The organism is Rhodoligotrophos appendicifer, assembly GCF_007474605.1.
Classification (GTDB): domain Bacteria; phylum Pseudomonadota; class Alphaproteobacteria; order Rhizobiales; family Im1; genus Rhodoligotrophos; species Rhodoligotrophos appendicifer.
This window is the reverse complement of the sequence record NZ_VHKL01000015.1, coordinates 50619-75078: the sequence shown is the minus strand read 5'-3', so window position 1 is coordinate 75078 and position 24460 is coordinate 50619. Positions and strand designations below refer to the sequence as shown.

Annotated in this window: 24 protein-coding genes, 4 pseudogenes and 1 riboswitch; of the genes and pseudogenes, 7 read left to right on the top strand and 21 right to left on the bottom strand. The window is 57.9% G+C overall.

Annotation, left to right across the window (positions count from 1 at the left end):
* Nucleotides 1-310 precede the first annotated feature (310 nt).
* The 4 genes from FKM97_RS24375 to FKM97_RS24365 all read right to left on the bottom strand — a co-directional run bounded on the left by FKM97_RS24375 (nt 311) and on the right by FKM97_RS24365 (nt 3813).
* Nucleotides 311-631 carry a hypothetical protein gene (locus FKM97_RS24375; RefSeq protein WP_144295066.1) on the bottom strand — a complete coding sequence of 107 codons (321 nt, stop codon included), beginning with the start codon at nt 629-631 and terminating at the stop codon, nt 311-313.
* Nucleotides 632-1157: 526 nt separating this feature from the next.
* Entirely contained in the window at nt 1158-2477 is a 1320-nt protein-coding gene (locus FKM97_RS24370) for an aromatic ring-hydroxylating oxygenase subunit alpha (protein WP_144295065.1), read from the bottom strand.
* Between the two features lie 623 nt (nt 2478-3100).
* Entirely contained in the window at nt 3101-3268 is a 168-nt protein-coding gene (locus tag FKM97_RS26470) for a Thivi_2564 family membrane protein (protein WP_170241126.1), read from the bottom strand.
* A 176-nt stretch (nt 3269-3444) separates the two neighbouring features.
* The gene (locus FKM97_RS24365; RefSeq protein WP_144295064.1) at nt 3445-3813 is read right to left on the bottom strand and encodes a response regulator; all 369 of its coding nucleotides are present in this window, start codon (nt 3811-3813) and stop codon (nt 3445-3447) included.
* Nucleotides 3814-4405: 592 nt separating this feature from the next.
* Here FKM97_RS24365 and FKM97_RS24355 point away from each other — a divergent pair.
* The gene (locus FKM97_RS24355; RefSeq protein WP_144295063.1) at nt 4406-4876 is read left to right on the top strand and encodes a hypothetical protein; all 471 of its coding nucleotides are present in this window, start codon (nt 4406-4408) and stop codon (nt 4874-4876) included.
* A 168-nt stretch (nt 4877-5044) separates the two neighbouring features.
* On the opposite strand, the gene FKM97_RS24350 is transcribed toward FKM97_RS24355, so the two are convergent.
* The 5 genes and pseudogenes from FKM97_RS24350 to FKM97_RS24330 form a co-directional block, all read right to left on the bottom strand.
* Nucleotides 5045-5797, bottom strand: coding sequence for a PRC-barrel domain-containing protein (locus FKM97_RS24350; protein ID WP_144295062.1), 753 nt, complete (start codon nt 5795-5797; stop codon nt 5045-5047).
* Nucleotides 5798-6428: 631 nt separating this feature from the next.
* Nucleotides 6429-6665 (bottom strand): annotated as a pseudogene (locus FKM97_RS24345) (hypothetical protein); the annotation flags it as partial.
* 240 nt (nt 6666-6905) lie between these two features.
* Nucleotides 6906-7019, bottom strand: a complete 114-nt coding sequence (locus FKM97_RS26835; protein WP_246105254.1) for a homocysteine S-methyltransferase family protein — start codon at nt 7017-7019, stop codon at nt 6906-6908.
* A 693-nt stretch (nt 7020-7712) separates the two neighbouring features.
* Nucleotides 7713-8279 carry a 2,3-bisphosphoglycerate-dependent phosphoglycerate mutase gene (locus FKM97_RS24335; protein ID WP_170241125.1) on the bottom strand — a complete coding sequence of 189 codons (567 nt, stop codon included), beginning with the start codon at nt 8277-8279 and terminating at the stop codon, nt 7713-7715.
* Nucleotides 8280-8574: 295 nt separating this feature from the next.
* Entirely contained in the window at nt 8575-9453 is an 879-nt protein-coding gene (locus FKM97_RS24330; protein WP_170241124.1) for a MurR/RpiR family transcriptional regulator, read from the bottom strand.
* An 84-nt stretch (nt 9454-9537) separates the two neighbouring features.
* Between FKM97_RS24330 and FKM97_RS24325 the strand changes: the two genes are divergently transcribed.
* The 3 genes from FKM97_RS24325 to FKM97_RS24315 all read left to right on the top strand — a co-directional run bounded on the left by FKM97_RS24325 (nt 9538) and on the right by FKM97_RS24315 (nt 12172).
* The gene (locus FKM97_RS24325; protein ID WP_144295059.1) at nt 9538-10290 is read left to right on the top strand and encodes a COG4280 domain-containing protein; all 753 of its coding nucleotides are present in this window, start codon (nt 9538-9540) and stop codon (nt 10288-10290) included.
* Nucleotides 10287-10496, top strand: a complete 210-nt coding sequence (locus FKM97_RS24320) for a hypothetical protein (RefSeq protein ID WP_144295058.1) — start codon at nt 10287-10289, stop codon at nt 10494-10496. The genes FKM97_RS24325 and FKM97_RS24320 overlap by 4 nt, the downstream gene beginning before the upstream one ends.
* 665 nt (nt 10497-11161) lie before the next feature.
* The gene (locus FKM97_RS24315) at nt 11162-12172 is read left to right on the top strand and encodes a sensor histidine kinase (protein ID WP_144295057.1); all 1011 of its coding nucleotides are present in this window, start codon (nt 11162-11164) and stop codon (nt 12170-12172) included.
* Nucleotides 12173-12218: 46 nt separating this feature from the next.
* Here the strand turns inward: FKM97_RS24315 and FKM97_RS24310 are convergent, their stop codons facing one another.
* Both FKM97_RS24310 and FKM97_RS26610 read right to left on the bottom strand, forming a co-directional pair.
* Nucleotides 12219-12584, bottom strand: a complete 366-nt coding sequence (locus FKM97_RS24310; protein WP_144295056.1) for a response regulator — start codon at nt 12582-12584, stop codon at nt 12219-12221.
* A gap of 190 nt (nt 12585-12774) precedes the next feature.
* A pseudogene (locus tag FKM97_RS26610) lies at nt 12775-13692 on the bottom strand (IS3 family transposase); the annotation flags it as partial.
* 57 nt (nt 13693-13749) lie between these two features.
* Between FKM97_RS26610 and FKM97_RS24300 the strand changes: the two are divergent.
* On the top strand, nt 13750-14790 hold the full coding sequence (locus FKM97_RS24300; protein ID WP_144295055.1) for an IS110 family RNA-guided transposase: 1041 nt from the start codon (nt 13750-13752) through the stop codon (nt 14788-14790).
* Nucleotides 14791-15058: 268 nt separating this feature from the next.
* On the opposite strand, the pseudogene FKM97_RS24295 reads toward FKM97_RS24300, so the two are convergent.
* Nucleotides 15059-15340 (bottom strand): annotated as a pseudogene (locus tag FKM97_RS24295) (transposase); the annotation flags it as partial.
* 150 nt (nt 15341-15490) lie between these two features.
* Between FKM97_RS24295 and FKM97_RS24290 the strand changes: the two are divergent.
* Nucleotides 15491-16531 (top strand): IS110 family RNA-guided transposase, encoded by a 1041-nt coding sequence (locus FKM97_RS24290; protein WP_246105251.1) that lies wholly within the window; start codon nt 15491-15493, stop codon nt 16529-16531.
* Between the two features lie 1312 nt (nt 16532-17843).
* Here the strand turns inward: FKM97_RS24290 and FKM97_RS24285 are convergent.
* From FKM97_RS24285 to FKM97_RS26825, 9 genes and pseudogenes are all read right to left on the bottom strand, one after another.
* Nucleotides 17844-19205: a sensor histidine kinase gene (locus tag FKM97_RS24285; RefSeq protein ID WP_144295054.1), complete on the bottom strand. Its 1362-nt coding sequence runs from the start codon at nt 19203-19205 to the stop codon at nt 17844-17846.
* Nucleotides 19192-19869 carry a winged helix-turn-helix domain-containing protein gene (locus FKM97_RS24280; protein ID WP_144295053.1) on the bottom strand — a complete coding sequence of 226 codons (678 nt, stop codon included), beginning with the start codon at nt 19867-19869 and terminating at the stop codon, nt 19192-19194. Before FKM97_RS24280 ends, FKM97_RS24285 begins: the two co-directional genes overlap by 14 nt.
* Before the next feature lie 3 nt (nt 19870-19872).
* Nucleotides 19873-20778 carry an SAM-dependent methyltransferase gene (locus FKM97_RS24275; RefSeq protein WP_144295052.1) on the bottom strand — a complete coding sequence of 302 codons (906 nt, stop codon included), beginning with the start codon at nt 20776-20778 and terminating at the stop codon, nt 19873-19875.
* A gap of 140 nt (nt 20779-20918) precedes the next feature.
* Entirely contained in the window at nt 20919-21734 is an 816-nt protein-coding gene (locus FKM97_RS24270; protein ID WP_246105250.1) for a COG4705 family protein, read from the bottom strand.
* A 15-nt stretch (nt 21735-21749) separates the two neighbouring features.
* The gene (locus tag FKM97_RS24265) at nt 21750-22013 is read right to left on the bottom strand and encodes a hypothetical protein (protein ID WP_144295051.1); all 264 of its coding nucleotides are present in this window, start codon (nt 22011-22013) and stop codon (nt 21750-21752) included.
* A 216-nt stretch (nt 22014-22229) separates the two neighbouring features.
* Nucleotides 22230-22663: pseudogene (locus tag FKM97_RS24260) on the bottom strand (EamA family transporter).
* Nucleotides 22663-22950 (bottom strand): CrcB family protein, encoded by a 288-nt coding sequence (locus FKM97_RS24255; protein ID WP_342783576.1) that lies wholly within the window; start codon nt 22948-22950, stop codon nt 22663-22665. The pseudogene FKM97_RS24260 and the gene FKM97_RS24255 overlap by 1 nt, the downstream one beginning before the upstream one ends.
* A 169-nt stretch (nt 22951-23119) precedes the next feature.
* A riboswitch (Fluoride riboswitch) is annotated at nt 23120-23181 on the bottom strand.
* Between the two features lie 129 nt (nt 23182-23310).
* Entirely contained in the window at nt 23311-23472 is a 162-nt protein-coding gene (locus tag FKM97_RS26830) for a DUF305 domain-containing protein (RefSeq protein WP_144295050.1), read from the bottom strand.
* Between the two features lie 30 nt (nt 23473-23502).
* Nucleotides 23503-23733, bottom strand: coding sequence for a hypothetical protein (locus FKM97_RS26825; RefSeq protein WP_144295049.1), 231 nt, complete (start codon nt 23731-23733; stop codon nt 23503-23505).
* A 122-nt stretch (nt 23734-23855) separates the two neighbouring features.
* Here FKM97_RS26825 and cueR point away from each other — a divergent pair, with 122 nt between their 5' ends.
* Entirely contained in the window at nt 23856-24248 is a 393-nt protein-coding gene (gene cueR / locus FKM97_RS24240; RefSeq protein ID WP_144295048.1) for a Cu(I)-responsive transcriptional regulator, read from the top strand.
* Nucleotides 24249-24460 lie beyond the last annotated feature (212 nt).

The window sequence follows — 24460 nt, the reverse complement described above, 5'->3', positions numbered from 1 at the left end:
GGGACCCTTCTCTGCTTCGGCGCACCCTCACGCAAGTGGCCTGCTTTTACTCCGCCGCAGTGGCCTGGAATTGCTCCGCCGTTGACACAACGCTGTCCGCATGATAGATTTTCGAGCTTTCTTTGAAATAACCGACTCTTTTAAAAGAGTTTCTGTTTCAACATGGGGAATTGAGACGGGAGACTACTCAGAACACAATGTTAGAGACATCAAGGCCGATGAACAGCTGGAGAACAATATTTCGGAATTTCTCAAAGGGGTAGCGTCAGAATATTTCGCCGGCTATTAGGCTAACCCCTTCGTCTTGATCCTATTCGCCATTCCTCGGAGCCATGTATGAGCGGTGCAGATCGCCATCTTCGCGCGGCTCAAGTGTCGCTTGGTATCGGGCCTGTAAACCCACTTCAATCAGCCTGTCGCGAAAGGCTTGCCTGAACCTCGCTGAAGTTCCGGGAGGAAGTTCGATTCCCAAGCTATCCAAAGTCAGATCGGAGGCCATTGCTTCGAAGAGTCTCAGGAGCCAGTCAGCTGTTACCTTTGGATCATCTGATGCCTTTATAGCCAAAGCCAGAGTGGCGATTCGAATTTGGCTGTCAGCTGCTTCTCTTGCCGTCTTTTCCAAATAATCCATGCGACATCCCCAGAAAATTAAGGCTGTCGTGTATAACTCGGCAGGCCTCGCATATTAAGGTTCTTGTTCGGAAAGGAGCCGCTGTCAGCAACCTCTCCTTTGAGCACCTGGTTCACGAGATCAATTACAACCGTCATATCTCTACCAGGCGCCGGTTCCGTCCGTGCCTTGGCTTCAAGACCTGCTCGGCGCAGGCACGGATTCTCGAGCGCCTGGCGTTGGCGCGACGTTCGAGTGCGCATGGGGCCGTGCTCGGGTTGGGATATGCGCTCTGGAAGGGGCAGCAGAACCCTTGGGGGATGAGGCTTCCTCAATTGGGCCGAGGGAGCGAGCCGTGAATCGCTTGCCTTAACCGGATTGCCCCCTCAATCATTGATCGCAGAAGCGCCATCGAGTCCAACCCCTCGATGACTCGGCCGATCGGTGTCCGCCAAGCCACCGATCGGCCGATCTCGCCATCGTGTCGGGCTCGGTGCAAGCAGCCTCAGCAGCCGTCACAACTGCCATCAAGCGCCCAGCAAATCTCTCATGAGGACAGCCTGTGCTCCTGTGCCTCGCCAAGCGGCGGCGGGACCATCGGTTGGATGATTCCCAGATGGCTTTTCAAACGGTCGATATACCAGGTCAGGAATTTCTCCAGTTGGTTCTCATTTGGAGAATAGGGGCCGGGTTCATAGGCAGGGCTCCTGACGCCTTGGCTGATTAAGGCGACAAAGCCTGCATCTTGCTCATTCGTCTTGCGCCACACCTCGGTAAGCCGGTCGACATCGTAATCCCGGCCCTCGACGGCGTCCTTGTGGACCAGCCACTTGGTTCGCAGCAGGGTCTTCTCTGCCGACAATGGCAGGATGAACGAGATCACGGCATGATCGCTCACGACGTGATTCCAGGAATTCGGCTGGGTGTGGAGGGACAGGGCACCCAGACGGGGTTGGCCGATGTCGCCCAAAAGTCGCTGACAGGCGATTCTGGTATCGGACGTATAGGACTCACCGGCATTATCGAGCGCCATTCGCTCCAGACGGAAGGCTGTGGCCCGATCGTCTAGCAGCTCGACGAGCGTCGAGGGCAGACCCAGGCTGTCCCAAATGTCGCTCATCTCACCGCGAATTCGGCAATAGCGTTCATAATAGCGCTGCTGCCTTGGCTTCACATCCGACTCGGAATGGCCGAAGAACTGGAAGAAAGTCCGCATCAACTCGGGATGGCCGCTACAATGATAGCATTCGCGGTTATTCTCCATGACGGCCTTCCAATTGCCGTCCTCGATGATGTCGACCTGATACGCAAGCTTGCAGTTCTTCAAATCGTGCGGCCCGAAATAGGGCTCGACCGTGAGTGCCATCTCATCGAAATCATCTGGCGGGAACTCGGCCAGACAGACGAAAATCAGCCCGCCAACAGTCCTGAGATGCACCCGTTTGAGCCCAAGGCAGTCGCGGTCGATATCCGGCGCCATGTGCTCGGCAAAGGCCAATCCCCCAGTGAGGTCGTAGGCCCAGCTGTGATAGGGGCACACGAGCTTCGTCGCCGATCCCTTCTCGGCGCTGATGACGCGCGCCCCGCGGTGCCTGCAGACATTGTGGAAGGCTCGTGCCTCGCCATCCAGGCCACGCACGATGACGATGGAATAGGATCCGATTTCCAGCGTGCAGAAATCGCCTGGCTGCGGCACATCAGCCTCGACCCCGACATGGAGCCAATGGCGTGCGAAGATTGCGTCCATGTCCAGCTTGAACAGCGCCTCGCTCAAATAGAAGGGGGCTTCGAGGCTGTAACCTGGCCTGCGTCGGAGCACGAGTTCGGTGGCATCGGCCAAGCAATCGAGATCGCGGGGGACTGTCATTGGCATCCTTCTCCGTTTCATACGCGTCATGATAATGGTTTTGTTTGCCAAATGCCATGTGCCACGCTCTCATTGGAGGAGGAAGCCAGGAGAACATCGGGGAATGAAAGAACGCTCCGGTCCCGCCCTTAGCTTCAAGCTTCTTCGCCCGCTTCGCCACAGCATCGTATCACCTTCTGCGATGACGGCATGCCCCAGCGCGCCATGACCATCCAGTCCTTCCGGCGCATTGCGGATGATGGGGGCCGAATAATCCGGGAAGATCCCCGGCAGCGGCGGCAGATTCGCCGTGCCGTCGCGCCAGGGGGCGGATCAGATCGTTAATCGCTTGCTGGCCCTTAGTTTGGCTGTAGAGATTGCACATATCTGCAGATTCTCACGCGGGTACACTTCTAGTCTAGCACGTGTTGGTCCGGCAGGAGCTTGGATGGCCCGCAACGCTCCTGCCGGACCTCGCCATCACCCCTCACCCTGAGACGTGACGACTACCCTAGAAGGTTTGCGCTGCAGCATAGTTGCACTGGCGGAACCCAGACCTCTATTATCCTTTTGTCTCAATGCTTTCACCACTGCACGCAATGCCCAAGCGACTGTAGTGCTTCCGTATGCCGCCTGACCGGATCTCAAAACACCGCAAGTTGTTTTAAAAGATAGATGATGGCGATGATAATCACGACAGTCTGGACGATTTGCCGAACTCCCCCTGCCAAGGGCAGCCTTTGGACCAGCCACAGAATCAGAACAACAATGAGGAACGTGATCAGAATGCTCACGAGAGCGGATGTGGCCATTGAGAGATCTCCCGACATTGCGCTTTATGCGAGAGGTCAGGCTAGCTCGTGCGGGTAGCGGCGCCAACTAATTAACGCCACCGATTTTACGCACCGCACGCGCGTCACTTCTGACGATCAATGCCGTTAAATTCCATTTTGGAAGGTATACCAGCGGCCACAAGGAACCTGGGGGGTCAACTACCTTCATCAAGAAGCTTGCTGAGCTGTTCTAGATCATAGGGCTTCGAGATAAATATCCCATCGTCTGGAAGTGTGCTCGACGCCAATCGCTCGTGACCAGACGTGACGATCAAGCCGATATGTGGCCATCTCGCGTGGACCAGCTCGACCAGCTGGATCCCATCCATTTCGCCCGGCATATTGATGTCTGTGAAAAGGACATCAATCCCCGAAGCAAGCCCATTGAGAAGGTCCATTGCTTCTGATGCGTTCGCCGCAGCGTATGCAACATGGCCGATGTCGTGAAGGTGATCGACTGCATTCAAGAGGATGATCGGCTCATCCTCGACAACAAGAACAGGTTTGTGCTTTTCGTCTGCCATGAGTCCACAACCTTCGGACTACCCAAAGGTTTCAAAAGGAGGGGGTGATGAATAAGCAGGATGAGTCGCCGCAACCCTTCTCTCACCTGCCCCGGAAAGAGCGCATCCAAAAAGGGCATATTACATCTAGCTTAGAGAGGTATGGCCGAATGGGGAGCACGAACGACACTGGCTGTTGGCCGAGCAGCAACTCGAAGAAGACGAAAAGACTGAGCTGCTGAGATTGGATGCATTGAGGGCGTTTATTTATCCTCCCGCACACCCTTGAACGCCGGGTGCCTCAGCTAGTGGCGCCACGTGCCCGGTAGCATGGCAAGCCTTCTTGGACTAGCTCCCTCCCTAGCCCCGCTTCAACTCCGGCGGGGCTTTGCTTGGGTGAGCCAATCGCTCCGTATTGCGTAACATCCTCTTCCACGGCAAATTGTGGTGGGCGATCCCAAACTCGTCCAGGGCCGCCGGCCGTTTCTCCTACTCCCGAAAGCGCGGCCGGCGGCTTCACGAATGTGGTGAAACCGTTTGCTTGAAGCGGAGCAACGCTCTTGAACAGCTAATTCCTGCGCGGCATGCTGTTGCAGTGAGCACGAGGATCACGATGAGCGAGAACCTGGACGCTAGGAAAGCCGCGCTGCGAGAAATGTTGATAGCTCAGCAAGAAAATGTAGAGCGGAAACGGAAGGAAGAAGATGAGCGCCACGCGAAAATTATTGCCACACAGCAGGAAGTAGAGAGTTTCTGGAATCGGCAGGGCAAGGCCGCGCTGCTGGCTGCTGTTAGTGAGGTTGGCCGAGCAATCGAGCCTTCAGGGTTTGCCTTGTCGGTTGACCAAATGGGCGGGTCTGGATTCGCCCATCTTGAGATCTCTCTGGAGCACCCTGATGGAGACAACATCCTCACGCTCTATCTAGACACTGAAGACACCGGAGTGATTGAGGCTCACACCGTCTCCACTCTCTACGCCTCCCTCCGAAAAACCTACTGGTTGCTCGATATGAATCAGGACAGGTTCGAAGAGATGCTCCTCTCATTCGTAGAAGCGTCGTTATGCTCAAATCAGCCATCCTGAACACGAAGTCGGTGAATTATGTGTATGACTCATATACTAACCCTCACCGACCTCCTCCCGAGCGAGAGGCGAGCACGCTCGGTGCGGACTGCGGAGTGTTCAGCAGCTGTCTCGGCACCCTCCGTCAGCGGTGGCGTCGTGGACCCTTGATGAAGATCTTACGGGATCCTAAGGCTTTGGTTCAGGTACCAGGTTCCGGAATATAGCGTCGTTTGTCGCTCGCCAGTGCTCGTCCACGAGCCAGAGATAGTTCTGATCGGGCATCAGCGGCACCGCCTTCACCTGAGCGTTGGAGATGCGCAAGAAAAAACTGTTTCGCTCCTGGTTCACCTGCAAATAACGGAGGGGAACGACGATGCTGTCCTTTCCGGCAATGAAGAAGCCGCCGGAAGCGACAATGGCATAGTCCCATCGGTCCTTGGTGCCGATGATGACGTTCCTTACCTCTCCGACGATCTTGTCATCGGAACTGCGAACTTCCGCCCCCACAATTTCATCGACCCGCAACCCCGGACCAAGCTCATTGATATCGATTAGAGGCTGTTCGTTCGGGGCGCCACGATTGCCCTGGGCCTGGCCGCCACTGTGGATTTGCGGTTCACCTGCCGCAATTTGCTGATCCGCCTCGTCTTCGTCAGTTGCACCCAGCTGCGACATTGCAGGAGCAGCAATCAGTTGCCGAATATTGCCCACGACACGCTCGCAATCGTCTTTCAGTCCATACGACCACAAAAGGAAGGCAGCATCACGCAAGGTGCGTAAATCACGGACGAGCTGCCGGTTTGCCGGGTCCCGAAACTCCGGCTTCTTCAAAATTGCTTCTTCAAGCTTCGCATCAGAAACATTGCAATCGGCAACCGCTGGGCCAGCCCCCACTGCACCAAACAGCGCGAGCGATATTGCAAGCCTCGTGAATAACATCGAACCTCCCATCGGCGGTGAGACGCGTCCCCAGGAGAGACATTTCAGCCTGTTCGCTAGCCTGTCAATCCAGAACCACGCTTCCCGAAGGCGCACTTCACATGCACCGTCCAGCCGAGGCGAGAGGCATCCTTGAGGGTCTTGGTGACTTCTTCGCTCATGAGAACGTAGAAAGAACATCGGGCCACAACCAGTCAAGCGAAACCAACTCGCGATGCACTTTTCCTGTTGAAGTCGCACCTCCGAGGTCGTATTTTTTGGGCGATTTAGTTGGCGGGAGAGCGATGGATAGTCAGACTAAACCATAATCCGCTCAGAACCGAAAGCGAACAGCCGAGCAAACCAACAAAACGGCTCGTGCGACAGTCGCAACCGAAACGGCCGAGCGCGATGCCAAGACGAAGCTTTTGCGCGGCCTACGTGAGGCCAAAGAAGCTGAGGACAGCGCCACAAAGACTAAGTCGGCAAAAGCACCTAAATCCGCAGTGAAGCTCGGACCGTGAGATCTCCGCTCTAGGTTCGCTGATGTCTAATAACCTGCGGCGGGGAACTCCCTGCCTCTAGGCAGCATCCGATCACAAAGAGTGTGCGGTTACCTTTCAAGCGTGCTCCGGCCGCCTATTTATCCTCCCGACTCCTCGATGGCTGAGAGGGTCGAACTGTGCCGCTCCTTCGGACCCATCGGCTCGTCTTCGACCGTCCGGCGGGATCGCCACTTCCTCACCGTCTTCTCGTTGATCCCGAAGCGTCGCGCGAGCTCCGCGGCCGAAGCTTGCGATCGTTGTAGCTCCGCTCGAACGGCGTGCGTGGTCTTGGCGCTCCCGTGAAGAACCTGGCCCGTAGCGTGTCCTTCTCCAACGGAGACAATGATACGCCATCACAATGTGGGACTAAACACCTTACTACGCCTATCACCTCGGCCGGATGTGCATGTGAAGTGCTCCTTTGGGAAGCGGAATAAAATGAAGGGCATTCGTAAATTCATCGACAATCAACACCTGGATTTGAGATCCTTGATGTGAACGCGTGGGCCGAGTTTCGCCATCGACTTGCGAGGCAGCACAGCGACTATGATTCTCGGCAAATTTTTAGGGCTCGGGCATGGTCGTCAGACTACGGCTATATTCCCCGATAATGCGACGGGACACTGAGGTAAGGACAGGACTGCAGCAGCGATGGCCTGAATATGGCGGGGGTCAGTCCCACAACAGCTGCCGAACACCTCGAGAGCCGGAAATTCAAGGCTTAGTACCCGATACCGGTCGGAAAGATCCGCGGGATCGCCAATGTCGAGACTGGCGGAGTCATCGAGTTCAGAGTGGCTCTTGCTGGAGGCATTTGCCCGTATCCCCTTTAATTTCCATGCCGACGCTTGAAAGCGCGGAAATCCAGTCTGGAAGTTGCTCCTACATTTGCTCACCTTTCACCAGGCCCTCTATGACGCGTCTTAAGCTCCTTAGCAGCGGGGCCCAGCCTCTTCTCGGACACCTTACGGACCAAATTCTCGAGCCGCTTTATATTAAAACAATCTTGGCTCTTGGCGGTCAATACTGCTCTCCGGAACCGCCTCATTCATGGGCGGGCTCAGCCAGGAAGGCTGTGGTTTTTGCCACAATAGGGCCCGGGATCTAAGCCTGTGGGGTTTCTAAGTGCCGGTGTCATGGTGGCGATCGCAGAAGTGATAGCGCCGCTTCATCCCTCGGAGGCCCATCACCCAACTGCGGTCGCCGAGAGGAGTCGGCTTAAGCATTGGCAGAACTGTTGGACTGTCCGCATCAGAACCCCACCCAGGGGGCACCCGTCGGTGTAGCCTGAGACTCCTACGGATCCATTTTCCGTACATGGTATTTTGCTCGTGAACGTGCCATCAGCCGACATGTGCGCTGGCCCTAGCGTCGTCGCCTTTGACTTAGGCTCAGGACCTATTAACGACGCAATAGCAAACGACATCTCCTGTCGCGATTTCGACCTCTCCGATCTGCCGCGGGGGGCGACCCTCGATCAGCACGATCAACGCACGAAGGCTGCTTCCGTGCGCGACGACCAAGACATTAAGGCCTTCAAGCAACAGCGGACCGATTTCTTGCTCGAAGAACGGGCGGACTCGTTCAAGCGTATCCTTCAGACTCTCGCCACCTGGCGGTGGTTCTGTATAGGACCGACGCCACTGCTGCACCCGATCACGGCCGAATTCACGAAGAACGTCATACTTATCGCGTCCTGCCAAGGTGCCGTAGTTGCGCTCCTGCAGGGCGGAGCGTGCCTCTAGTGGAACGAGGCCACCGAGCGAGGCTACAACGATTTCAGCGCTTTCCAGAGCGCGTACCAGATCGGATGAAAACGCCCTGTCGAAGACCACTCCCGCTTCTTTCATCAATAGGGCTGTCGATTTTGCTTCAATGCGTCCATCATCCGTCAGCGGCAGATCGAGCCCGCCGGTAAAGATATTCCCGCGGTTTCCTTCGCTCTCCCCGTGGCGCATGAGGACGAGGGTCGCACCGCCGGAACTACGGCATCTGATCGCAGCATGCGATGAAAGCGGTATGCGTTTGGCGTCAATTGTCATCGCACGATATTTCCAGAACGTACGTTAAGCCAGTTGGGAAAGCCCTACTGCGACGGCCGCCCAGTAAACCTTTTGTCGGATACCCATTCGGTTAGCATTTGGAAATCGATCAGACTGGCGACAACAAGAAGCGCCATAATCGATCCGGAAACCGCGCTCCATCTTGCGTGACCTATTGTCGTTCTGCTCGCGGACCTGGGCCATGAGACCTTCAACCAGACTGGCTGCTTTCTACATGCAGACCCATCTGCTCTCCCGCCAGTTTTAGGCGGACATCGTTGAGTGACTGGAGACTGTGTATCGTTCGATCTCGACGCCCCGCTGCAACGCCCACGAGAAAAGCCTCGACAAGAGCGAGTGTTGCCACATGCATGCTCAACATGTCGGCCCGCCCCCTGGCGGCCGTCAACACCAGGCGGACTTGCGAATGCAGCCGTGGACCAAGCGTGTCGGTCACAAGGACCACAGGGACGTCGAGCTTGCCGCAGGCATCTAGCAGGACCGCAAGTTCCGGATACACCCTGCTGTAGGCGAAGGCGATCACGAGGTCGCCCGGTCGCAGCTTAATGACATCGTCGGCAAAGAGCAGGCCGCTGTTGACGAGGGCAAGAGTATCGAGCCCAATGCGCGACATCTGCGACACGCAATAATGCGCGACTGCACTCGAGGGCCCAAGGCCGAAGACCAGGACGCGTCGCGCTGCGTCAATCAATTCCACGGCAATGCAAAAGTCGGTGGGGGCGATCGAACGGCGAAGGGAAGTGAGCGACTGCTCGTGGATATCCATCGTCATCGTGAACGCATTCGCTGGGTCATCTCCTGCCTCATTGAGCGTCCGCTCCATTCGGTCCGCGAGCGTCAGACGGCGCCGCATCTCACAGGCGAGCTCACGCTTCAGGTCGACGAGGCCCGCGAAGCCGAGCGCTTTTGCGGTACGCACAACGGTTGCGTCACTTGTTCCAGTTCGTGATGCGAGAGCCGTTGCCGACAAGATCAGCACATCTTCGATCTTGTCGCGAAAAAAAACGGCGACGCGCTGTTCGGCCGGGCTCAGCCTTCGGAAGCGTTCGGCCAGATTTTCCTTAAACACGAAGTTGCCTCGTTCCGCTTGATTGCTGTAGTGAATTCGATCAGACTGTAGATCGAAGTCGAATCCACGACAAGGATCGGAATTATGTTGATCGGATCATGGGGATCGTTTGCCCCGGCGGTCGGTTCGGCCTTCCTCGCATCGATTGTCGAGGTCGTCGAGGCGTTCACGATCATCTTGGCTGTGGCAACGTTGAGGGGCTGGAAGCCAGCCTGCCTTGGCACGCTTGCTGCTCTTGGTGTTCTCGCCGTCATAGTCGTCGGGCTGGGTCCGCTGCTCGATCTCGTCCCGCTTCACGGCCTTCAGCTCTTCATCGGCGTGCTGCTTTTGCTCTTCGGCCACGGCTGGTTGCGCAAAGCAATATTGCGCGCAGCCGGTGTGATGGCTCTGCACGACGAGACCGCGATATTCGAACGCGAACGCCGCCAGATTGGCAAAGAGACGGCTCGTAAGACGGACTCGGCTGATTGGATCGCGGGTATCACCGCCTTCAAGGCGGTCCTGCTCGAAGGTCTCGAGGTCGTCTTCATTGTAATTGCGGTCGGTGCTGGCCGCGGGTTGCTTTGGCCCGCCGCCATCGGAGCGCTCGTTGCCTGCCTCGCCGTTCTAGTGATCGGCTTTGCAATCCACAAGCCACTCGCCCGCGTTCCGGAAAACACGCTCAAATTTGCCGTGGGCATCATGCTGTCGTCCTTCGGCGTTTTCTGGACTGGCGAAGGCCTCGGTGTTTCTTGGCCAGGCTCTGACCTCAGCCTATTGGGCCTCGTCGTCATCTTTCTAGTCACCGGTCTCGCGACGGCGTCTCTCCTCAAGACCAACCGAATGAAACCTGCATGAGCATTCTCCTCGATGTGGCGAAGGAACTTCTCAGTATGTTCGTCGCTGACCTCCGGCTTGCGGTCGGCGTACTTTCACTCGTTATCCTAGTTGCGCTAGCCCTCGAATATGGTGGCATCGCACCGCTTGCCGGCGGCGGGCTGCTTCTGGTCGGCAGCCTCTTAATCGTCATCGAAGCCACTGTTCGCCAAGCCCGAGGCTCGTGAGCGTTGATTTCCGCTGAGAGTTTTTAGGCGCTGCTCTTATCGCGACCTGCGCGATCCTCGACGCCTTGTATTAAGCCGCGACAGTGACGACCGATCCGACTGTCCAGCAGGGGGCAGGTGACAAGTCGGAATCGGAGGACGTCTTCGATAGGGCGAAGCGGCGAAAGACGAGCCGGATTTTCGTCGGTCACGGTGCCGCTGTCCATCTGCTCCATCAACTAACGGGTGACGTGAGTGACGTCGCCGCATGATGCAGGGCAGATGATCGAATTCGGCCGGAGGGACCCACTCCAAATCTCCGGCAGGTCGCCTGGACCGACGTCCCGCCACGAAAATTCGGAGGGAGCAAAGGCACAATCAGCGCCGATCGCGACCTGGACAGGCGCTACTGACCCATCGACATCAAAGCTTCCAGACGACTTTCGCGCTGCTTCAGGCTCAGTTCTGAGGCGCACCGTGTCGCACTGGATCTCAGCCGCGGAAGGGATGATCATCAGACAACGGCGGGGCAGGCCGTTCACACAAGACCGATTTGCAGTGAGATCAAGGTCGCTGATCTGATTTGCGATTTCCACTCCGATCTCGTTTAAGGCAACATTGCGCGCCTGCCGTATTCTCGCCATAAAACTGCGTTCTTGCGTCATCTTTGCGCACATTGAGGGTCCATGCCCGCTACAGCAGACGAACTAAAGCCGCTTCTCTGGAAGCCGGAGAATCTGGTTCGTGCGATCGAAGCAGCCGGCGTAACACTCTGGTCATGGAACGTGGACACAGATGCGCTGGCAATGGATGACCGCGCCTATGACCTTTGGGGTATTCCGCGCAGCACTGACGTCAAGTTCGAAGACCTATCGGCCCATATCCACCCTGCCGACCGTGATCGCGTGCGAGCCGCGTTCAACGCAACGCGGGCAATTGTTGGACCCTACGAAATAGACTTCCGCATCATGATCGGCGATGAGTTGAAGTGGATTTCCGCCCGTGGGCAGGGCGACGATGTCGGGATGGTCCGCAGAGTTATGTTCGGTATCTTTATCGACGTGACCGGTCGCAAGCAGGCGGAAGAGGGCCGCGAGCTTTTGGCGGGCGAGATGAGCCACAGGGTGAAGAACCTGCTCGCCATTGCCTCTGGATTAACCGCCATCACTTCTCGCTCGACGTCGACCACCGATGAGATGGCCAAGGAGCTAACCCTGCGGCTAACAGCGCTGGGGCGAGCGCACGATCTGGTGCGGCCGGTTCCTGGCCAGACGGACGCGGCGTCGGTGCTGCTCGGCGATCTGCTGACGGTCCTGCTCGCGCCTTATAATGATCTAGGAGCGTTTAGCGGTCGGATTCGAGTTTCTGTGCCCCGGATGCGCGTCGGTGAGTCCGCGACGACCATCCTTGCCCTCGTTGTCCACGAACTGGCGACCAATTCCCTCAAATATGGGGCCCTCTCAGTTGATACTGGCACGTTGGATATCTCCTGCTCCGCACGTGACAAAGCAGTCACGATTGTGTGGACGGAAAGTGGAGGGCCGGATGTCAAGGAGCCTGCAGGTCCCCGTGGCTATGGAAGCAAGCTGTTGGAGCGCAGCGTTACGGGGCACCTCCGAGGCTCGATTGACTATGAGTGGGCAACTGTTGGGTTAGTGGTCACACTAATAGTCGATCCTGACCTCCTCGCTAAATAAAAGGTTTCGGTTGGAGTACAACACGCCAGATTGGTAATCGACTCAGTCAATCCGAAAGAATGCCGCGCAAAGATGCGGCGATCGCTGCATGGTCATAAGGTTTGGCGTAAAATAGGCTGTTTTCGGGAAGATCGGATAATGCCACCGCACGGTGGCCAGACGTCACCACAATCCTAATCGGCGGCCAGCGGTCGCGCACAGCTAATGAAAGCTTCAGGCCATCCATGCTTCCGGGCATGTCAACGTCAGTGAACATCACCTGGATCTCGTCCTTGGCCTCCAGAATTGCGATGGCCTCATCGGCATTTGCGGCCTCGAGCACCTCGAAGCCTTCCTCCGTCAAGAAATCCGCGAGGTCCATGCGGATTAGAATTTCGTCTTCAACTATCAGTACACAGATTTTTGGCGACATCGTGCCCTTCTTGTGTAGGCGACTATCCAGACGGGAACGCGCACCTGTGGGAGATGGCTCCACGACCATAGTGAATAACATCGAGGCATTGACTGACAGCGTTCCCTGGATGTATTTCTCACATCATACGCAAAAACGTTCTTCTCAGTGCGGAACTGATCTGCCCCCACCGAGTGGACCGGGTGGTTTTTTAATGGATTGCGCTCGCTGCCGCCATATCCGGGTGGAGGTGGAGCGAAGCGGAACCGGAGGCCGGACATGGCGGTGAAGCCGTTTCCGGTGCCGGTGGTCAGTAGCCCAAGCTGCTGTGCGGACGGATGGTGTTGTAATGCCGCCGCCACGCTTCGATCAGTATCTTGGCCTCGGCGAGACTGTAGAATATCTCGCCATTGAGCAGTTCGTCGCGCGGCGACCCCCATTGAAGCTTTCATTGTAGCCATTCTCCCATCATGATCCAGGCGCGATGTAGAGTGTCTTCACGCCGATCCGCCCCAGCCATCGCTGGACGGCTGTCCCGATAAATTCGCTGCCATTGTCGGACCGGATATTGGCTGGCGGGCCGCGCGAAATGAACAGGTCCACCAAGGCGGCCAGCACATCCTCATGCTTGAGTTGTCGCGCGACTGTGAGCGCCAGGCGTTCCCTGCTGGCCTCGTCGATTATGGTGAGGATACGGAACCTGCGCCCATCATGCGTGCGGCCCTCGACGAAGTCGTAGGCCCATACATGCCCAGGATACTCAGGCCGCAGGCGGATGCATGATCCGTCGTTAAGCCACAGGCGCCCACGCTCTGGGTGGCGTTGTGGAACCTTGAGCCCTTCGCGGCGCCAGATCCGCTAGACACGCTTATGGTTCACCGTCCAACCCTCATGGCACAGCAATGCCGTAACCCGGCGATAGCCATAGCGACCATATTGCTTTGCCAATGCGATGATATCCTCCGTGAGTGCCTGTTCGTCAGCTGCCCCCCCGCAGGACCTTGCGCTGTGTCCATCGATGCTGACCCAGTACCCGGCATATCCGTCGCTCGGACACCGGAAGCTTTCGTCGTACATGATCGATGGAGCGCCGTAGCCGCGCGGGGCTCAGATGGGATATTCGGGGCGCCGCGCACGTCGCACACGTTCCAGGATGGCGTCCTCACTCTTGACTGGAGCCTTCGCCATGTCACAGCATCATTACCATGTCGGTCTCGACATCTCCGTTAGAACGACAGCGATCTGTATCGTCGACGCTCAGGGCCGCGTTGTTCATCGCGCCGTTGTGGAAAGCGACCCGGTGCCCATCCGCGATCATCTTGTCGGACTCGGCCTCTCCCTCAGCCGGATCGGTCTGGAAGCGGGCACGCTTTCGGCATGGATCTATGCAGGCCTAGTGGAAGCGGGACTTCCAGCCATCTGCGTCGAGACACGCCACATGCACGCCGTGCTGTCCGCCCGCATCAACAAGACGGACCGCAACGACGCGCTCGGAATTGCCCAGATGATGCGCGTCGGGCTGTTCAAGCCCGTTCATGTCAAAACGTTGGCCTCACAGCAGCGACGGCTGCTGCTCACATCCCGCAAGCTTTTGCAGCGCAAGGTCTACGACATCGAGAATGATCTGCGCGGCCAGCTCCGCAACTTCGGCCTGAAGGTCGGAATCGTGGGAGCTGCCGGGTTCGAGTCTCGTGTCCGTGATCTGATCGCCCCGCTTCCGTTCGTGGAAGCGGTCCTGGTACCGCTCCTTCAAGCTCGTTCGTCCTTGCGGACCCAGTTGGCCAAACTGCACAAGATGCTGCTCGACGAGGTCCGGTCCGACCCGATCTGCCGGCGACTGATGACGGCGCCCGGGGTCGGTCCGATCGTGGCGCTTACCAATCGCGCCTGCGTCGATAACCCCGCCCGTTTCAGCCGATCCAACTGCGTTGGAGCTCATTACGGGCTGACGCCAAAGCTCTACCAGTCCGGGGAAACGGCACGGCATGGTCGGGTCTCGAAGTGCGGCGATGCGCTGATCCGGTCGTCCCTCTACGAGGCGGCGTTGGTGCTGCTGACGGGTGCCCGCGGACGCTGGAATCCGTTGAAGGCCTGGGGTGTGGCGGTAGCCAAGCGAAGAGGTATGCAGAAGGCGATCGTGGCAGTCGCCCGCAAGCTCGCAATCGTCCTTCACCGCATGTGGCGGGACGGAGTAGACTTCCGCTGGTCCGCCGCCCAATCCGCCTGACGAAGCAGGAAAGGCAGCGACGAACACATCCAGCTTCTCCCTCGCGGGAGAAGGTCCCTGCGGGGACGACGGGAGCGGGCGAGACCGGGGAAACTAGTGCGACAGCTCAACGCCGATCGCGCGGCTCAGATGGCTCCGCCCACTCCTTCTGATCCCATCATGAGGCGACGCGATCGTCGACCTCGGAGAGAAGCAAGAGCCCCGCAGGCACCATGCAGTCCGCGACGGAAGAAGGTTCAAAAGGAGAGTTGACCGATGAACCCCGAATAGAGAAGAAGTTTCCCGAAGCAGCCTCTTTCAGGATCAGCTTCTCAAGTGTCAGATCCGACACCGCCTTGCGCAGCCGGTCGTTCTCTTTCTCTAGCTCTTTCAGACGCTTCACCTGGTCGCCTTTCAGGCCACCAAACTCCTTGCGCCAGCGATAATACGTGAACTGCGTCACACCGAGTGAGCGAACCGCTTCGCCAACCGATCGACCTTGCGACAATAAGACATCGACCTGGCGCAGCTTTGCGACAATCTCTTCGGGCTTGTGCTTCTTCTGGGGCATTCCAAACGTCCTCTCTAAAGGCAAATAGCCTACTTCAGGGAGAACCACCACTTAGCGTAATCGCAGGTGGCACCCCTCGCCGAGAGCGAAGCGGTCCCCCAAGCTGGCGATCCAGCAACGATCGGCTCGGCCGACAAGTAACGGAGAACCATGATGCCCTCCTATGCAGCTTTGGACGTTTCCCAGGAGACGACAGCGATCTGCGTCATCGACGATGCCGGTCGGGTCCTGGCCGAGAAGAAAGTCGCAACCTGCCCCGAAGTGATCGCCGCATATTTGAATCAGAAAGCGCCAGGCCTCGTCCGGGTCGGGCTCGAGACGGGACCGTTGGCCGTGTGGCTTTGGAACGAACTCGCCGCGCGCCGTCTTCCAATTCTGTGCATCGATGCCCGTCATGCCAACGCAGCTTTGAAGATGCGACCGGTGAAGACGGACCGCAACGACGCTGCTGGCCTGGCGCAGATCATGCGAACCGGCTGGTTTAAGCAGGTGCGCATCAAAAGCCGCGACAGCTACCGGGTTCGCTCCCTTCTGGTCGCCCGCGAGATGCTGGTGCGGATCCGGGTCAAGATCGAGAACGAGATCCGTGGTCTCCTGCGCACCTTTGGCGTTCTGTTCGGCAAGCGCGTCGGCGGGTTTACCGGACGGGCCGACGAGATCATCGCCGGTGAACTCGATGCGTCCCCGGAGATGCGTCTCATCGCCGAGACATTGATGAAGGCCAGAGCCTCGATTCTCGATCAGATCAGGGTTCTGGACCGTCGTCTAATGGCAGTCGCGAGGGCAAACCCCACCGCGCGCCTATTCATGACCGTGCCCGGCGTTGGCGTTATCACCGCCCTGTCCGTCACCTCCTCCTTCGACGATGGATCACGCTTCAGTCGATCATCGAGCGCCGGCGCCTATCTCGGCCTGACACCCCGACGATACAAGTCCGGCGAGACAAGCCGAAACGGGCGCATCTCCAAGCAAGGGAGCGTGATGACCAGGAAGCACCTCTATGAAGCGGCCACGACGCTTCTGACACGCAACCTACGATTCTCAACGCTCAAAGCCTGGGGCCTGAAGCTGGCGAAGGCGTCCGGGTTCAAGAAGGCGAGGATCGCCGTGGCCCGGAAGATGGCCGTGATCCTGCACGCCATGTGGAAGACCAACACCCCATTCCGTTGGAGCCAGGAGGAGGCGGCATAACTGCTAGACTGACTTTGACGGATGCGTCCCCGCCGGGACGCTTGGCGCGGATCAGGCCGTCCCTGAAAATGCGGTGCCTTCGGCAACCACGAGGACCACTTCGGTCGATCCGAACATCTGACGCCAACATGCGGCGATCCACCGAGACCGACCGCGGAGAGAACCATGAACCCGGCGTGGGCGCAAAGCCCGATCAACCAGCTTGACCAATGCGATTAGAGAACTTTTCAGGGGGCAGGGTATCGCGACGAACCATTTTGCAGTTTGAACCAGTCAGGATCATAACCGCGTTCCTTCTGAAGCGCAGTGGCAACCGCGCCGCCGACCGCTCCTGGGGGCAGCGAGAGGGCCGGCAGCCATGGACGGAATCACGCCGCCCATTGTCATCATGTCCTGCATCTGCATGCTCCGCAACACGGAGCAGATAATGAAAGAACCCGGCTGATTAGGCGGAGCCGATCTGCCAGTACTGTTCAGCGCTCAAAACTGGAGGCCAATATGCGATTTGTCTTGTTGGCTATGCTTCTGCTCGGCATCGGATCGACCGCATAGCCTCAGGAGATGGCGTTGCCCGATCTCAAAGATGTTTAACCTGGCCCATGGAAAACCGTCATCTATGGCACAAACGCCTATCATTCCGCATCCGCAGGGGAGGCCACGCCGCGCGAGTGACTGAGATCACTGTAACCATGGAAGTCCAAGGCCAGGATGGTCGGCTTCTTTGGGGCCAATCCTGGGGCGATCCGAGCAAAAAAGAGCCGTTTGCGGCGACGACACGGCCGATGAAAAGGCTATCGCCGGTTCGGATCGCCAAAGACGCTCCGGCGGCAGACGGATGCAGGACCCGTCGTTGAGCCATAACCGGCTCTTTTCTCGCTTGTTTTGCAGGCACCTTCAGCCTCTCCCTCCGCCATACTTTCCCGTTAAATTATTGATCTATAATGGTGTTTTTAGGCGGTTTGATTTCACTTCCCCCACTGCTTCCCCCGACAAAGATTGGAAGACTGGGGATTTCGTCGGACGGCCATGGATGAATTTTGGTTCACGACGGACGGCTATGGCGACGAGCTCCTGGGTAAAAATCCTAAATAGAACAAACCTTGCGCGTTGGACCACACGCCGGTCTCCTTAGGGTTCGGAAAGTTCAGAACCACCCCCGGGAGGTTTTGGGCGAAGGCAAGTCGCATTGGTCACTGCGGTCGTCTTCGGGAGCCGCCCTCTTGCTTCACGTTCTTCCAGCTATTGGCCACGACCTGTGTTCATCCGGCCGTCAGGTTTACATTGAAAATTGCGCTTCCTGTCGACTTACGAGTCACCGAATTGAGCCGAAGGTGACGCTCACTTTCAAGCCCGGCCCGTTGTCGGCCAATGTAAGCTCGGCGCCGTGAAGATCGGCGATCGCCTTGATCAGGCTGAGGCCAAGCCCGCTTCCCGGTGTGCTTCGGCTCTTTTCGAGCCGGTACAGACGGCGAAGGACCTTTTCCCGTTCGATCTCCGGGATGCCCGGCCCGTTGTCAATGACCGAGATGGAGGCGGCACCGTCTGCGGCGCTCAAGGCAAGGGTGAGATGACTTCCCGCGGGACAGTGCCTGATCGAGTTTTCGACGAGGTTCGAGACCATTTGGAGGAGCAGGTCCCGGTCGCCCAGAATTCGTGAACTTGTGGAAGGCTCCCCGACTAGCTCGAAAGACTTGCCCGCATCATTGGCGACGCCCTCATAAGCCTCGTGAATTGTCTCGACAATGTCCTGCAAATTGATCGCGGTGAAGCGGGCTTTCCGCGCGCCCGACTCGATCTGGGCGATCCGGAGCAGCGCATCGAAAGTCGCGTTGATCTGCTCACCCTCGATCTGTGCCAGGGACAATTCCTGGCCGGCAGGGAGCCCCTTCGCCTCGCGACCGATCGCCATCTCGATGTGGACCATGAGCCGGTTGAGCGGTGTCTTGAGATCATGGGCGATGTCCGTGCTGACCTGCTTTATTCCCTCTATAAGAGCGGATAGCCGATCCAGCGCCGAATTGATCTGCTGAGACGCCACGTCTATATCATCACCATTGCCCAGGAGCGGAACCCGGACAGTGAGGTCCCCCTCGGAGACCTTCGCCATGGTGCCGCCGAGGGCATCCATCCGTCTTTGAACGCGGGCCGCCAACAGGACGCTTCCGGCTGTGGCCAGCAGGAAGACGACGATGGACGCCCAGGCAAAGCTGGCAAGCGCGATATCCTGGATCTCGTCCGTCTCGGCAAAGCTCATGCCGACCACAAGTTGGTTGCCATCGAACGAGCCGGAATAGACCCGATAGGACTCGTCGCCCGGAACCCCGAGAGCAGCCGGCGATAGAGTCGACCAGCCTGCCGGGAAATCCCTCGCCCTGATATTGCCGGCCAGCTGTGTGCCATTCTCTCCGACAAGAAGAAAAATCTCATCCTCCGCATCGCTGAGATTGACATGGGTGACCACGGACGAAACGAGGTCGTCGAGTTCCTTTTCGCCATAGGCGCCGATCAGTACCAAGTAAGTGTCGCTGACCGATCGATCCAACCTCTTGGCAAGGTCGGCCTCGATCGACCGAAGCACGATGAGGCCCGCGACGGCATAGCCGGCGACCACCATCGCCGCAAAGGCGATTGCCAATCGAAAAGGTGTGCTCCGGACCAGTTTAGCGTGGCGCATGCAGACTGTATCCGCTGTTGCGGACCGTATGCAGAAGCTGGACTTCAAAAGGCCTGTCGATCTTCGCGCGGAGCCGGCTGATATGGGTTTCGACGACGCTGGTCTTGGGATCGAAATGGAAATCCCAGACCCGTTCCAGCAGCATGGTTCGAGTTAGAACGCGGCCCTCGTTCCTCATCAGAATCTCAAGAAGCGAGAATTCCCGAGGCTGGAGGTCAATCGTGCGACCGCCTCTGGTCACCGTTCGCTTGATGAGATCGACTTCAAGATCCGCTGTTCTCAGCAGCGTCTTCTGATCTTGAAGGGGAGGCCGCCGCGAAAGCGCATTGGCACGCGCCAGCAGCTCTGAAAACGCAAAGGGCTTTACCAGGTAATCGTCGCCCCCGGCTTCAAGACCTTCGACCCGATCGTCCACGCCTCCTATGGATGTCAGGAAGATCGCCGGCGACTTGATCCCGGCAGCGCGCGCCGCTTTCACCAGCGACAGGCCATCCAGACCCGGAAGCATCCTGTCCACCACGATTATGTCATAGGTGACATCCGCAAGATGAATCAGCGCCTGCCGTCCGTCGGTGATCAGGTCGCAGGCATGACCGGCCTCGATGAAGCCACGCGCGGCGTATTCGCCGGTCGTCCGGTCATCCTCGATGAGTAATATTCGCATGCTCTACGCTGCTCTTCTACTGGCCGATATCGGGAGGCTCCGGGAGCAACCCCATCGGGCCGTCAGATATACGACGGAAGCGCCGGTTTTTTTGACTGTACACATTCGTTCGAACGTCGCTCCGGGTCGACGCGACAGTATATGCCCCTCGACGAATTCGATAGGGTACGACCAGGATTTGCCGAGAATTCGGTGGCCTCTGGGGCCCGCGCTGAAGCTGAGCAGCAGCGTCGTCCCGGGCACGACAAGGCTCGTGAGCCGGTCGAAATATGTATCGATCTCAGCCTCCGGTACATGCTTGAGCACCGCGATCGAGATGACGAAGTCGGGACCGACCGCCTGGACTTCTGCGAGAGCGTCGCCGCAGATCCTGCGCAACTGGGGCTGTTTTTCCGCTGTCACCGTTTCGCCGATGAGGCTGAGGCCATCACCGATGAAGCGGCTCGTCACATCGAGCCCCCAATAGTGAGCCGGATCGAGATATCTGATCGCATGCTGACCGACGCGCAGGCTGCCGCAGCCGAAATCCACAAGGACATGGGAAGGCTGTAGGCCACAGGCCAGGAGCATGTCAAATTGCCTCTTGCCGGTCTGGGCAAAGCTCGTCGTGTCATGCTCGGCCCCCACCGGGATCGCACTTTTCGCCTTGAACGCGCGTCCGCCGAGGGTCTTGTGCGGCCGCCCGCGATCCAGCTTCCTGCCGATCTGGTCGGCATAGAAGTCCGCGAAAGTCGCGTCCGGGTTCCGCAACCGAAAGAATTTCCAACTGATATTGTTGGCCAAGACGGCCATTCGCAAGCCGATCCCCCGATGTTCCGAGAACCGAACGGTATCGACGATCGTTGCGACCCGGCGATATGCGGCGACAATTCCGTGGCGGGTGAAAAGGCTCGTTCTCGATTTCAGCATGTGCTGCATCATTTCTTGACTCACGGTGATCGAACCATTGTGAAAGGAAGGCGTGATGGAGCGCTCGGCCTGTCAGCGGGCGCCGACGATGAGGGGGCAGAGGTGGCTGCCAGGCGTGGGCGGTTTCTCGGCCGGCCCGCTTAAGCGCGGCGCGCGACCTTCCTGGCCCGGCCGTCGCGCTTGTAGGTGAGCGTCATGTAGAAAATGACGGCCGCGATGCAGATCAGGAACAGGAGGCTCGTCGCTATCGTCCCGAAGCCGAGGCCGCCATATTCGGTGGGCTGCGACAGCAAATCGCCCAGAGAAGCGCCCAACGGCCTCGTGAAGATATAGGCCATCCAGAAAGCCAGGATGCCATTCATGCCCAGGACGTAATAGGCAGAGGCAATCAATGCGATCGAGGCTGCAAATATTGAACCGGTGGCCAAATATCCGAGATCCATCGATTCAGCCAGAAGATCGCCCACCGCAGTCCCGAGCGAAAAGGTGAACATGATCGCCAGCCAGTAGAAGGCCTCGCGGCGCGCCGTGAAGACGGTATGGATCGAGAGCGTTCCTTCAACGAAATACCAGACGGCGAAAATGGCCAGCAGACCGGCACTGAAAAACACAGTCGAAGACAGCAGAGCGACGCCGAAGTTGTCCGTAAGGTTGTCCGTTACCAAGGTGCCGACGATGCTGATCAGGACGACCGTGATCCAATACGGCGCAGGAACGTAGCGCTTCTGGGCAAACTGTATTGTAAGAGCGAGACACAGCACGAGCGTCATGATGATGGACGTGGTCGTGAGCCCGATACCCATGTTGACCGCGAGATAATCCGCAGCCGTTTCCCCGACTGTCACGGCCAACAGCTTGACCAGCCAGAAATCCGGGGTGACGGGAGGGACCCTGTTGGTTTGGAACACGAGGCTCATGGTCTCGAAACGAGAAGCTGCGATTCCTTGAGTGATCATGGTGGAGGCCTCCATTCACTTGCCAAGGATCTTGAGGGCCTGCGCGAAGAAATCATCTGCACGCTTGTCGTCGTCGGCGTTGCAGCGCTCGATGCCTTTATTCTCGATCACGACTACCTTGGTCATGTCGGCGTCGCTGATCCTGGCATCGGCTTTCCCCGTCCGGAGTTGCCTCAGCATGGTCTCGCAGGGGATGATGGCGTCCGCTTTTGCCTCGGACGTTTGGATCCCGTGGAATGCGCTAAGCAGCAGGGCTGTAAGCAAGATTTCCTTGAACATGGGCTTACCTCATGCGGTAACGCCGCGCGTTGAGCGGCGGAAACTAACGGGGCGCAAATCAATGACGGCCCCATCGATGCCGCTCTTCTAAGCCCTCGCTGTTTGCCTCACCCTCTCGCCAGCTATACGGATTTGTAAGAAATCGCGGACTGCCGGACATACGCCTAGGCTCGTGGGGTCCGGCCCGACCAGTGCCACCAGTGGGGGGTCATGGCTTTATCGCCAGGCCACCAAAATTGCGCCTGCCGCGATGAAGACCACGCCCGCCCAATTGGCCGCCGACAGGCGCTCACCCGAAAAATGACGCCGAAGACCGCTACCAGGACGACACTGAGCTTGTCGACGGGGGCGACCCGTGCGGCATCGCCAATCTTGAGAGCTCGAAAATAGCAGATCCAGGAGGCCCCCGTGGCGAGCCCGGACAGCAGCAGGAAAGCATAGCTGCGGCCGGAGATTGACCCAAGGCGCTGGCATTGACCGGTGCTCGCCAGGATCAACGCCAAGGCGCAGAGGATGACGACCGTGCGCAGGAGGGTTGCGAAATCGGAATTGACGTTCCCGACGCCGATCTTTGCGAAGATGGCGGTCAATGCCGCGAAACCAGCGGAGAGCAGGGCCCAGAACTGCCAAGTTAATAGCCCGGATTTCATCAGTTGCTCCTACTAATTAGGATACGGAAAACGCCCATGGCCGCGAACAGTGCTCCGATCGAGACGATGACCGAGGCTAGAACATAGGCGAAGATCGCGATCGCTTCACCGCGCTCATAAAGCGAGGCTGTCTCAAGCGAGAAGGTCGAAAGGGTTGTGAAACCGCCCAGGATTCCGGTCGTCACAAGAAGGCAGAAATGTTGGCTCAATCCGCTCCGGAACGCAAAATATTCGACCGCTACGCCCATCAAGAGCGAGGCGAGGACATTGATGGAGAGAGTGCCCAATGGGAACCCTCCATCTTGGATTAGCCGGCCAGCCGCGAGATTGACGCCATGCCGCCGAGCCCGGCACCGATAAAGACGTATATGTAGCCCATCGTCGCCTTCATGGTTTGGCGATCAGGACTGCCGGAGCGGGACTTACCATCCTACTGTCGACAGACCGCAAGCGCCTGTTGCAGTAGGAGTCATCAGCCATGACGGCGGTTTCGGGGGAACCCCATCCCCGTGGCCCGAGGGTAGGGCCAAATTTAATTTTTTGGAAGTGACTTCCTGGGTCCCCGACTCGCTCGGCAGCTGGCGTCCCGTGTGCAATGTCTGACCAGCACCTTCACCAAACTCACCCGACAATACAGAGCATCAGGATTACATGCCGTGCCTAGCTTCCCAATCATTCATGAGCGTGATTTCTTTATTTTGGCTGTTGATTATGTCCTTCGCCATCTTTTTCAGCTGGGGATCAGAACCGTATTTGAGATAGGCTTCCACCATGTCGACAGCAGCTTGATGGTGCGGCTTCATCATCATGACGAAGTCCTGGCTTGCATCATTGGTGGGCTACATGGCCATCATTTGCTGATGCATCCCTTGCATTGCTTGCATGTACGCCTTCGTAGCTGGGCTTGAGGCACTGCTCATTGGCATGGACGTGCCGTCCATGGCGCCTGATTGAACGGTTTGAGCGATAGCGGGAACGGCAATCAACAAGCATAAAACGAGCGCCAAAACGGTTTTCATATTGTCTCCTGTTTCATCAATCGAAATGTCTGTTAGCAAGCTCGCGCTCATCGAATGCTCGGCGCGCCCGCAATCATGGCCGCCGCTTGTTCTTGAGGCGCACGGGACATATTTGCCCCATGAAAGCTCTGCACCTTCCAATACCGGTAAGGTCAAGTCCTATGGAGGTGGCCATGCAGATCGGAGAAGCGGCTAGGGTCTCTAACGTTTCGGCAAAGATGATCAGAAATTACGAAGGAATCGGCTTGGTACCCGCCGCGGATCGGAGGGACAGCAACTATCGCGATTATGGACCGAAGGATGTGGCGCGTCTGAGTTTCATCCGAAGGTCACGCGACCTTGGCTTTTCCCTAAAGCAGATTTCGGAATTGCTCAAACTGTGGGAGGACCAGGACCGCACCAGCTTCGACGTGAAAGCCCTTGCCTTAAACCATGTGCAGGAGCTGGAAGAAAAGTCCCAGCGACTGCACGAAATGGCAAATCTCCTGCGGAAACTTGCTGACGCTTGCGAAGGCGACGCGCGTCCGAATTGCCCGATTCTCCGAGGCTTGGAACATCCGATTTAGGCGGCCACACTGCGTCGAGGCTCTGCGCCCTGGCTTTGAAACTAAGCCCCGCCATCGTAAGCGACCTGGACGATGACAACACACCGATCGATCATGGACGAGAACCTATCTCGCGCCGACTGTCGCCGGCAGAGCGGCACGCCAGTTGGCCCGGCGCAAGGCGCTCTATGAGGCGAAGCATCCTGAGAGGAAAAATACGAGACGGCCCTCAA

What these genes read in the sequence shown, in the direction of transcription:
- FKM97_RS24375 (WP_144295066.1), bottom strand. Translation starts at nt 631, where the DNA reads ATGGATTATTTGGAAAAGACGGCAAGAGAAGCAGCTGACAGCCAAATT.
- FKM97_RS24370 (WP_144295065.1), bottom strand. Translation starts at nt 2,477, where the DNA reads ATGACAGTCCCCCGCGATCTCGATTGCTTGGCCGATGCCACCGAACTC.
- FKM97_RS26470 (WP_170241126.1), bottom strand. Translation starts at nt 3,268, where the DNA reads ATGGCCACATCCGCTCTCGTGAGCATTCTGATCACGTTCCTCATTGTT.
- FKM97_RS24365 (WP_144295064.1), bottom strand. Translation starts at nt 3,813, where the DNA reads ATGGCAGACGAAAAGCACAAACCTGTTCTTGTTGTCGAGGATGAGCCG.
- FKM97_RS24355 (WP_144295063.1), top strand. Translation starts at nt 4,406, where the DNA reads ATGAGCGAGAACCTGGACGCTAGGAAAGCCGCGCTGCGAGAAATGTTG.
- FKM97_RS24350 (WP_144295062.1), bottom strand. Translation starts at nt 5,797, where the DNA reads ATGTTATTCACGAGGCTTGCAATATCGCTCGCGCTGTTTGGTGCAGTG.
- FKM97_RS24335 (WP_170241125.1), bottom strand. Translation starts at nt 8,279, where the DNA reads ATGCGCCACGGGGAGAGCGAAGGAAACCGCGGGAATATCTTTACCGGC.
- FKM97_RS24325 (WP_144295059.1), top strand. Translation starts at nt 9,538, where the DNA reads ATGTTGATCGGATCATGGGGATCGTTTGCCCCGGCGGTCGGTTCGGCC.
- FKM97_RS24320 (WP_144295058.1), top strand. Translation starts at nt 10,287, where the DNA reads ATGAGCATTCTCCTCGATGTGGCGAAGGAACTTCTCAGTATGTTCGTC.
- FKM97_RS24315 (WP_144295057.1), top strand. Translation starts at nt 11,162, where the DNA reads ATGCCCGCTACAGCAGACGAACTAAAGCCGCTTCTCTGGAAGCCGGAG.
- FKM97_RS24310 (WP_144295056.1), bottom strand. Translation starts at nt 12,584, where the DNA reads ATGTCGCCAAAAATCTGTGTACTGATAGTTGAAGACGAAATTCTAATC.
- FKM97_RS24300 (WP_144295055.1), top strand. Translation starts at nt 13,750, where the DNA reads ATGTCACAGCATCATTACCATGTCGGTCTCGACATCTCCGTTAGAACG.
- FKM97_RS24290 (WP_246105251.1), top strand. Translation starts at nt 15,491, where the DNA reads ATGATGCCCTCCTATGCAGCTTTGGACGTTTCCCAGGAGACGACAGCG.
- FKM97_RS24285 (WP_144295054.1), bottom strand. Translation starts at nt 19,205, where the DNA reads ATGCGCCACGCTAAACTGGTCCGGAGCACACCTTTTCGATTGGCAATC.
- FKM97_RS24280 (WP_144295053.1), bottom strand. Translation starts at nt 19,869, where the DNA reads ATGCGAATATTACTCATCGAGGATGACCGGACGACCGGCGAATACGCC.
- FKM97_RS24275 (WP_144295052.1), bottom strand. Translation starts at nt 20,778, where the DNA reads ATGCTGAAATCGAGAACGAGCCTTTTCACCCGCCACGGAATTGTCGCC.
- FKM97_RS24270 (WP_246105250.1), bottom strand. Translation starts at nt 21,734, where the DNA reads ATGATCACTCAAGGAATCGCAGCTTCTCGTTTCGAGACCATGAGCCTC.
- FKM97_RS24265 (WP_144295051.1), bottom strand. Translation starts at nt 22,013, where the DNA reads ATGTTCAAGGAAATCTTGCTTACAGCCCTGCTGCTTAGCGCATTCCAC.
- FKM97_RS26830 (WP_144295050.1), bottom strand. Translation starts at nt 23,472, where the DNA reads ATGATGATGAAGCCGCACCATCAAGCTGCTGTCGACATGGTGGAAGCC.
- FKM97_RS26825 (WP_144295049.1), bottom strand. Translation starts at nt 23,733, where the DNA reads ATGAGCGCGAGCTTGCTAACAGACATTTCGATTGATGAAACAGGAGAC.
- cueR (WP_144295048.1), top strand. Translation starts at nt 23,856, where the DNA reads ATGCAGATCGGAGAAGCGGCTAGGGTCTCTAACGTTTCGGCAAAGATG.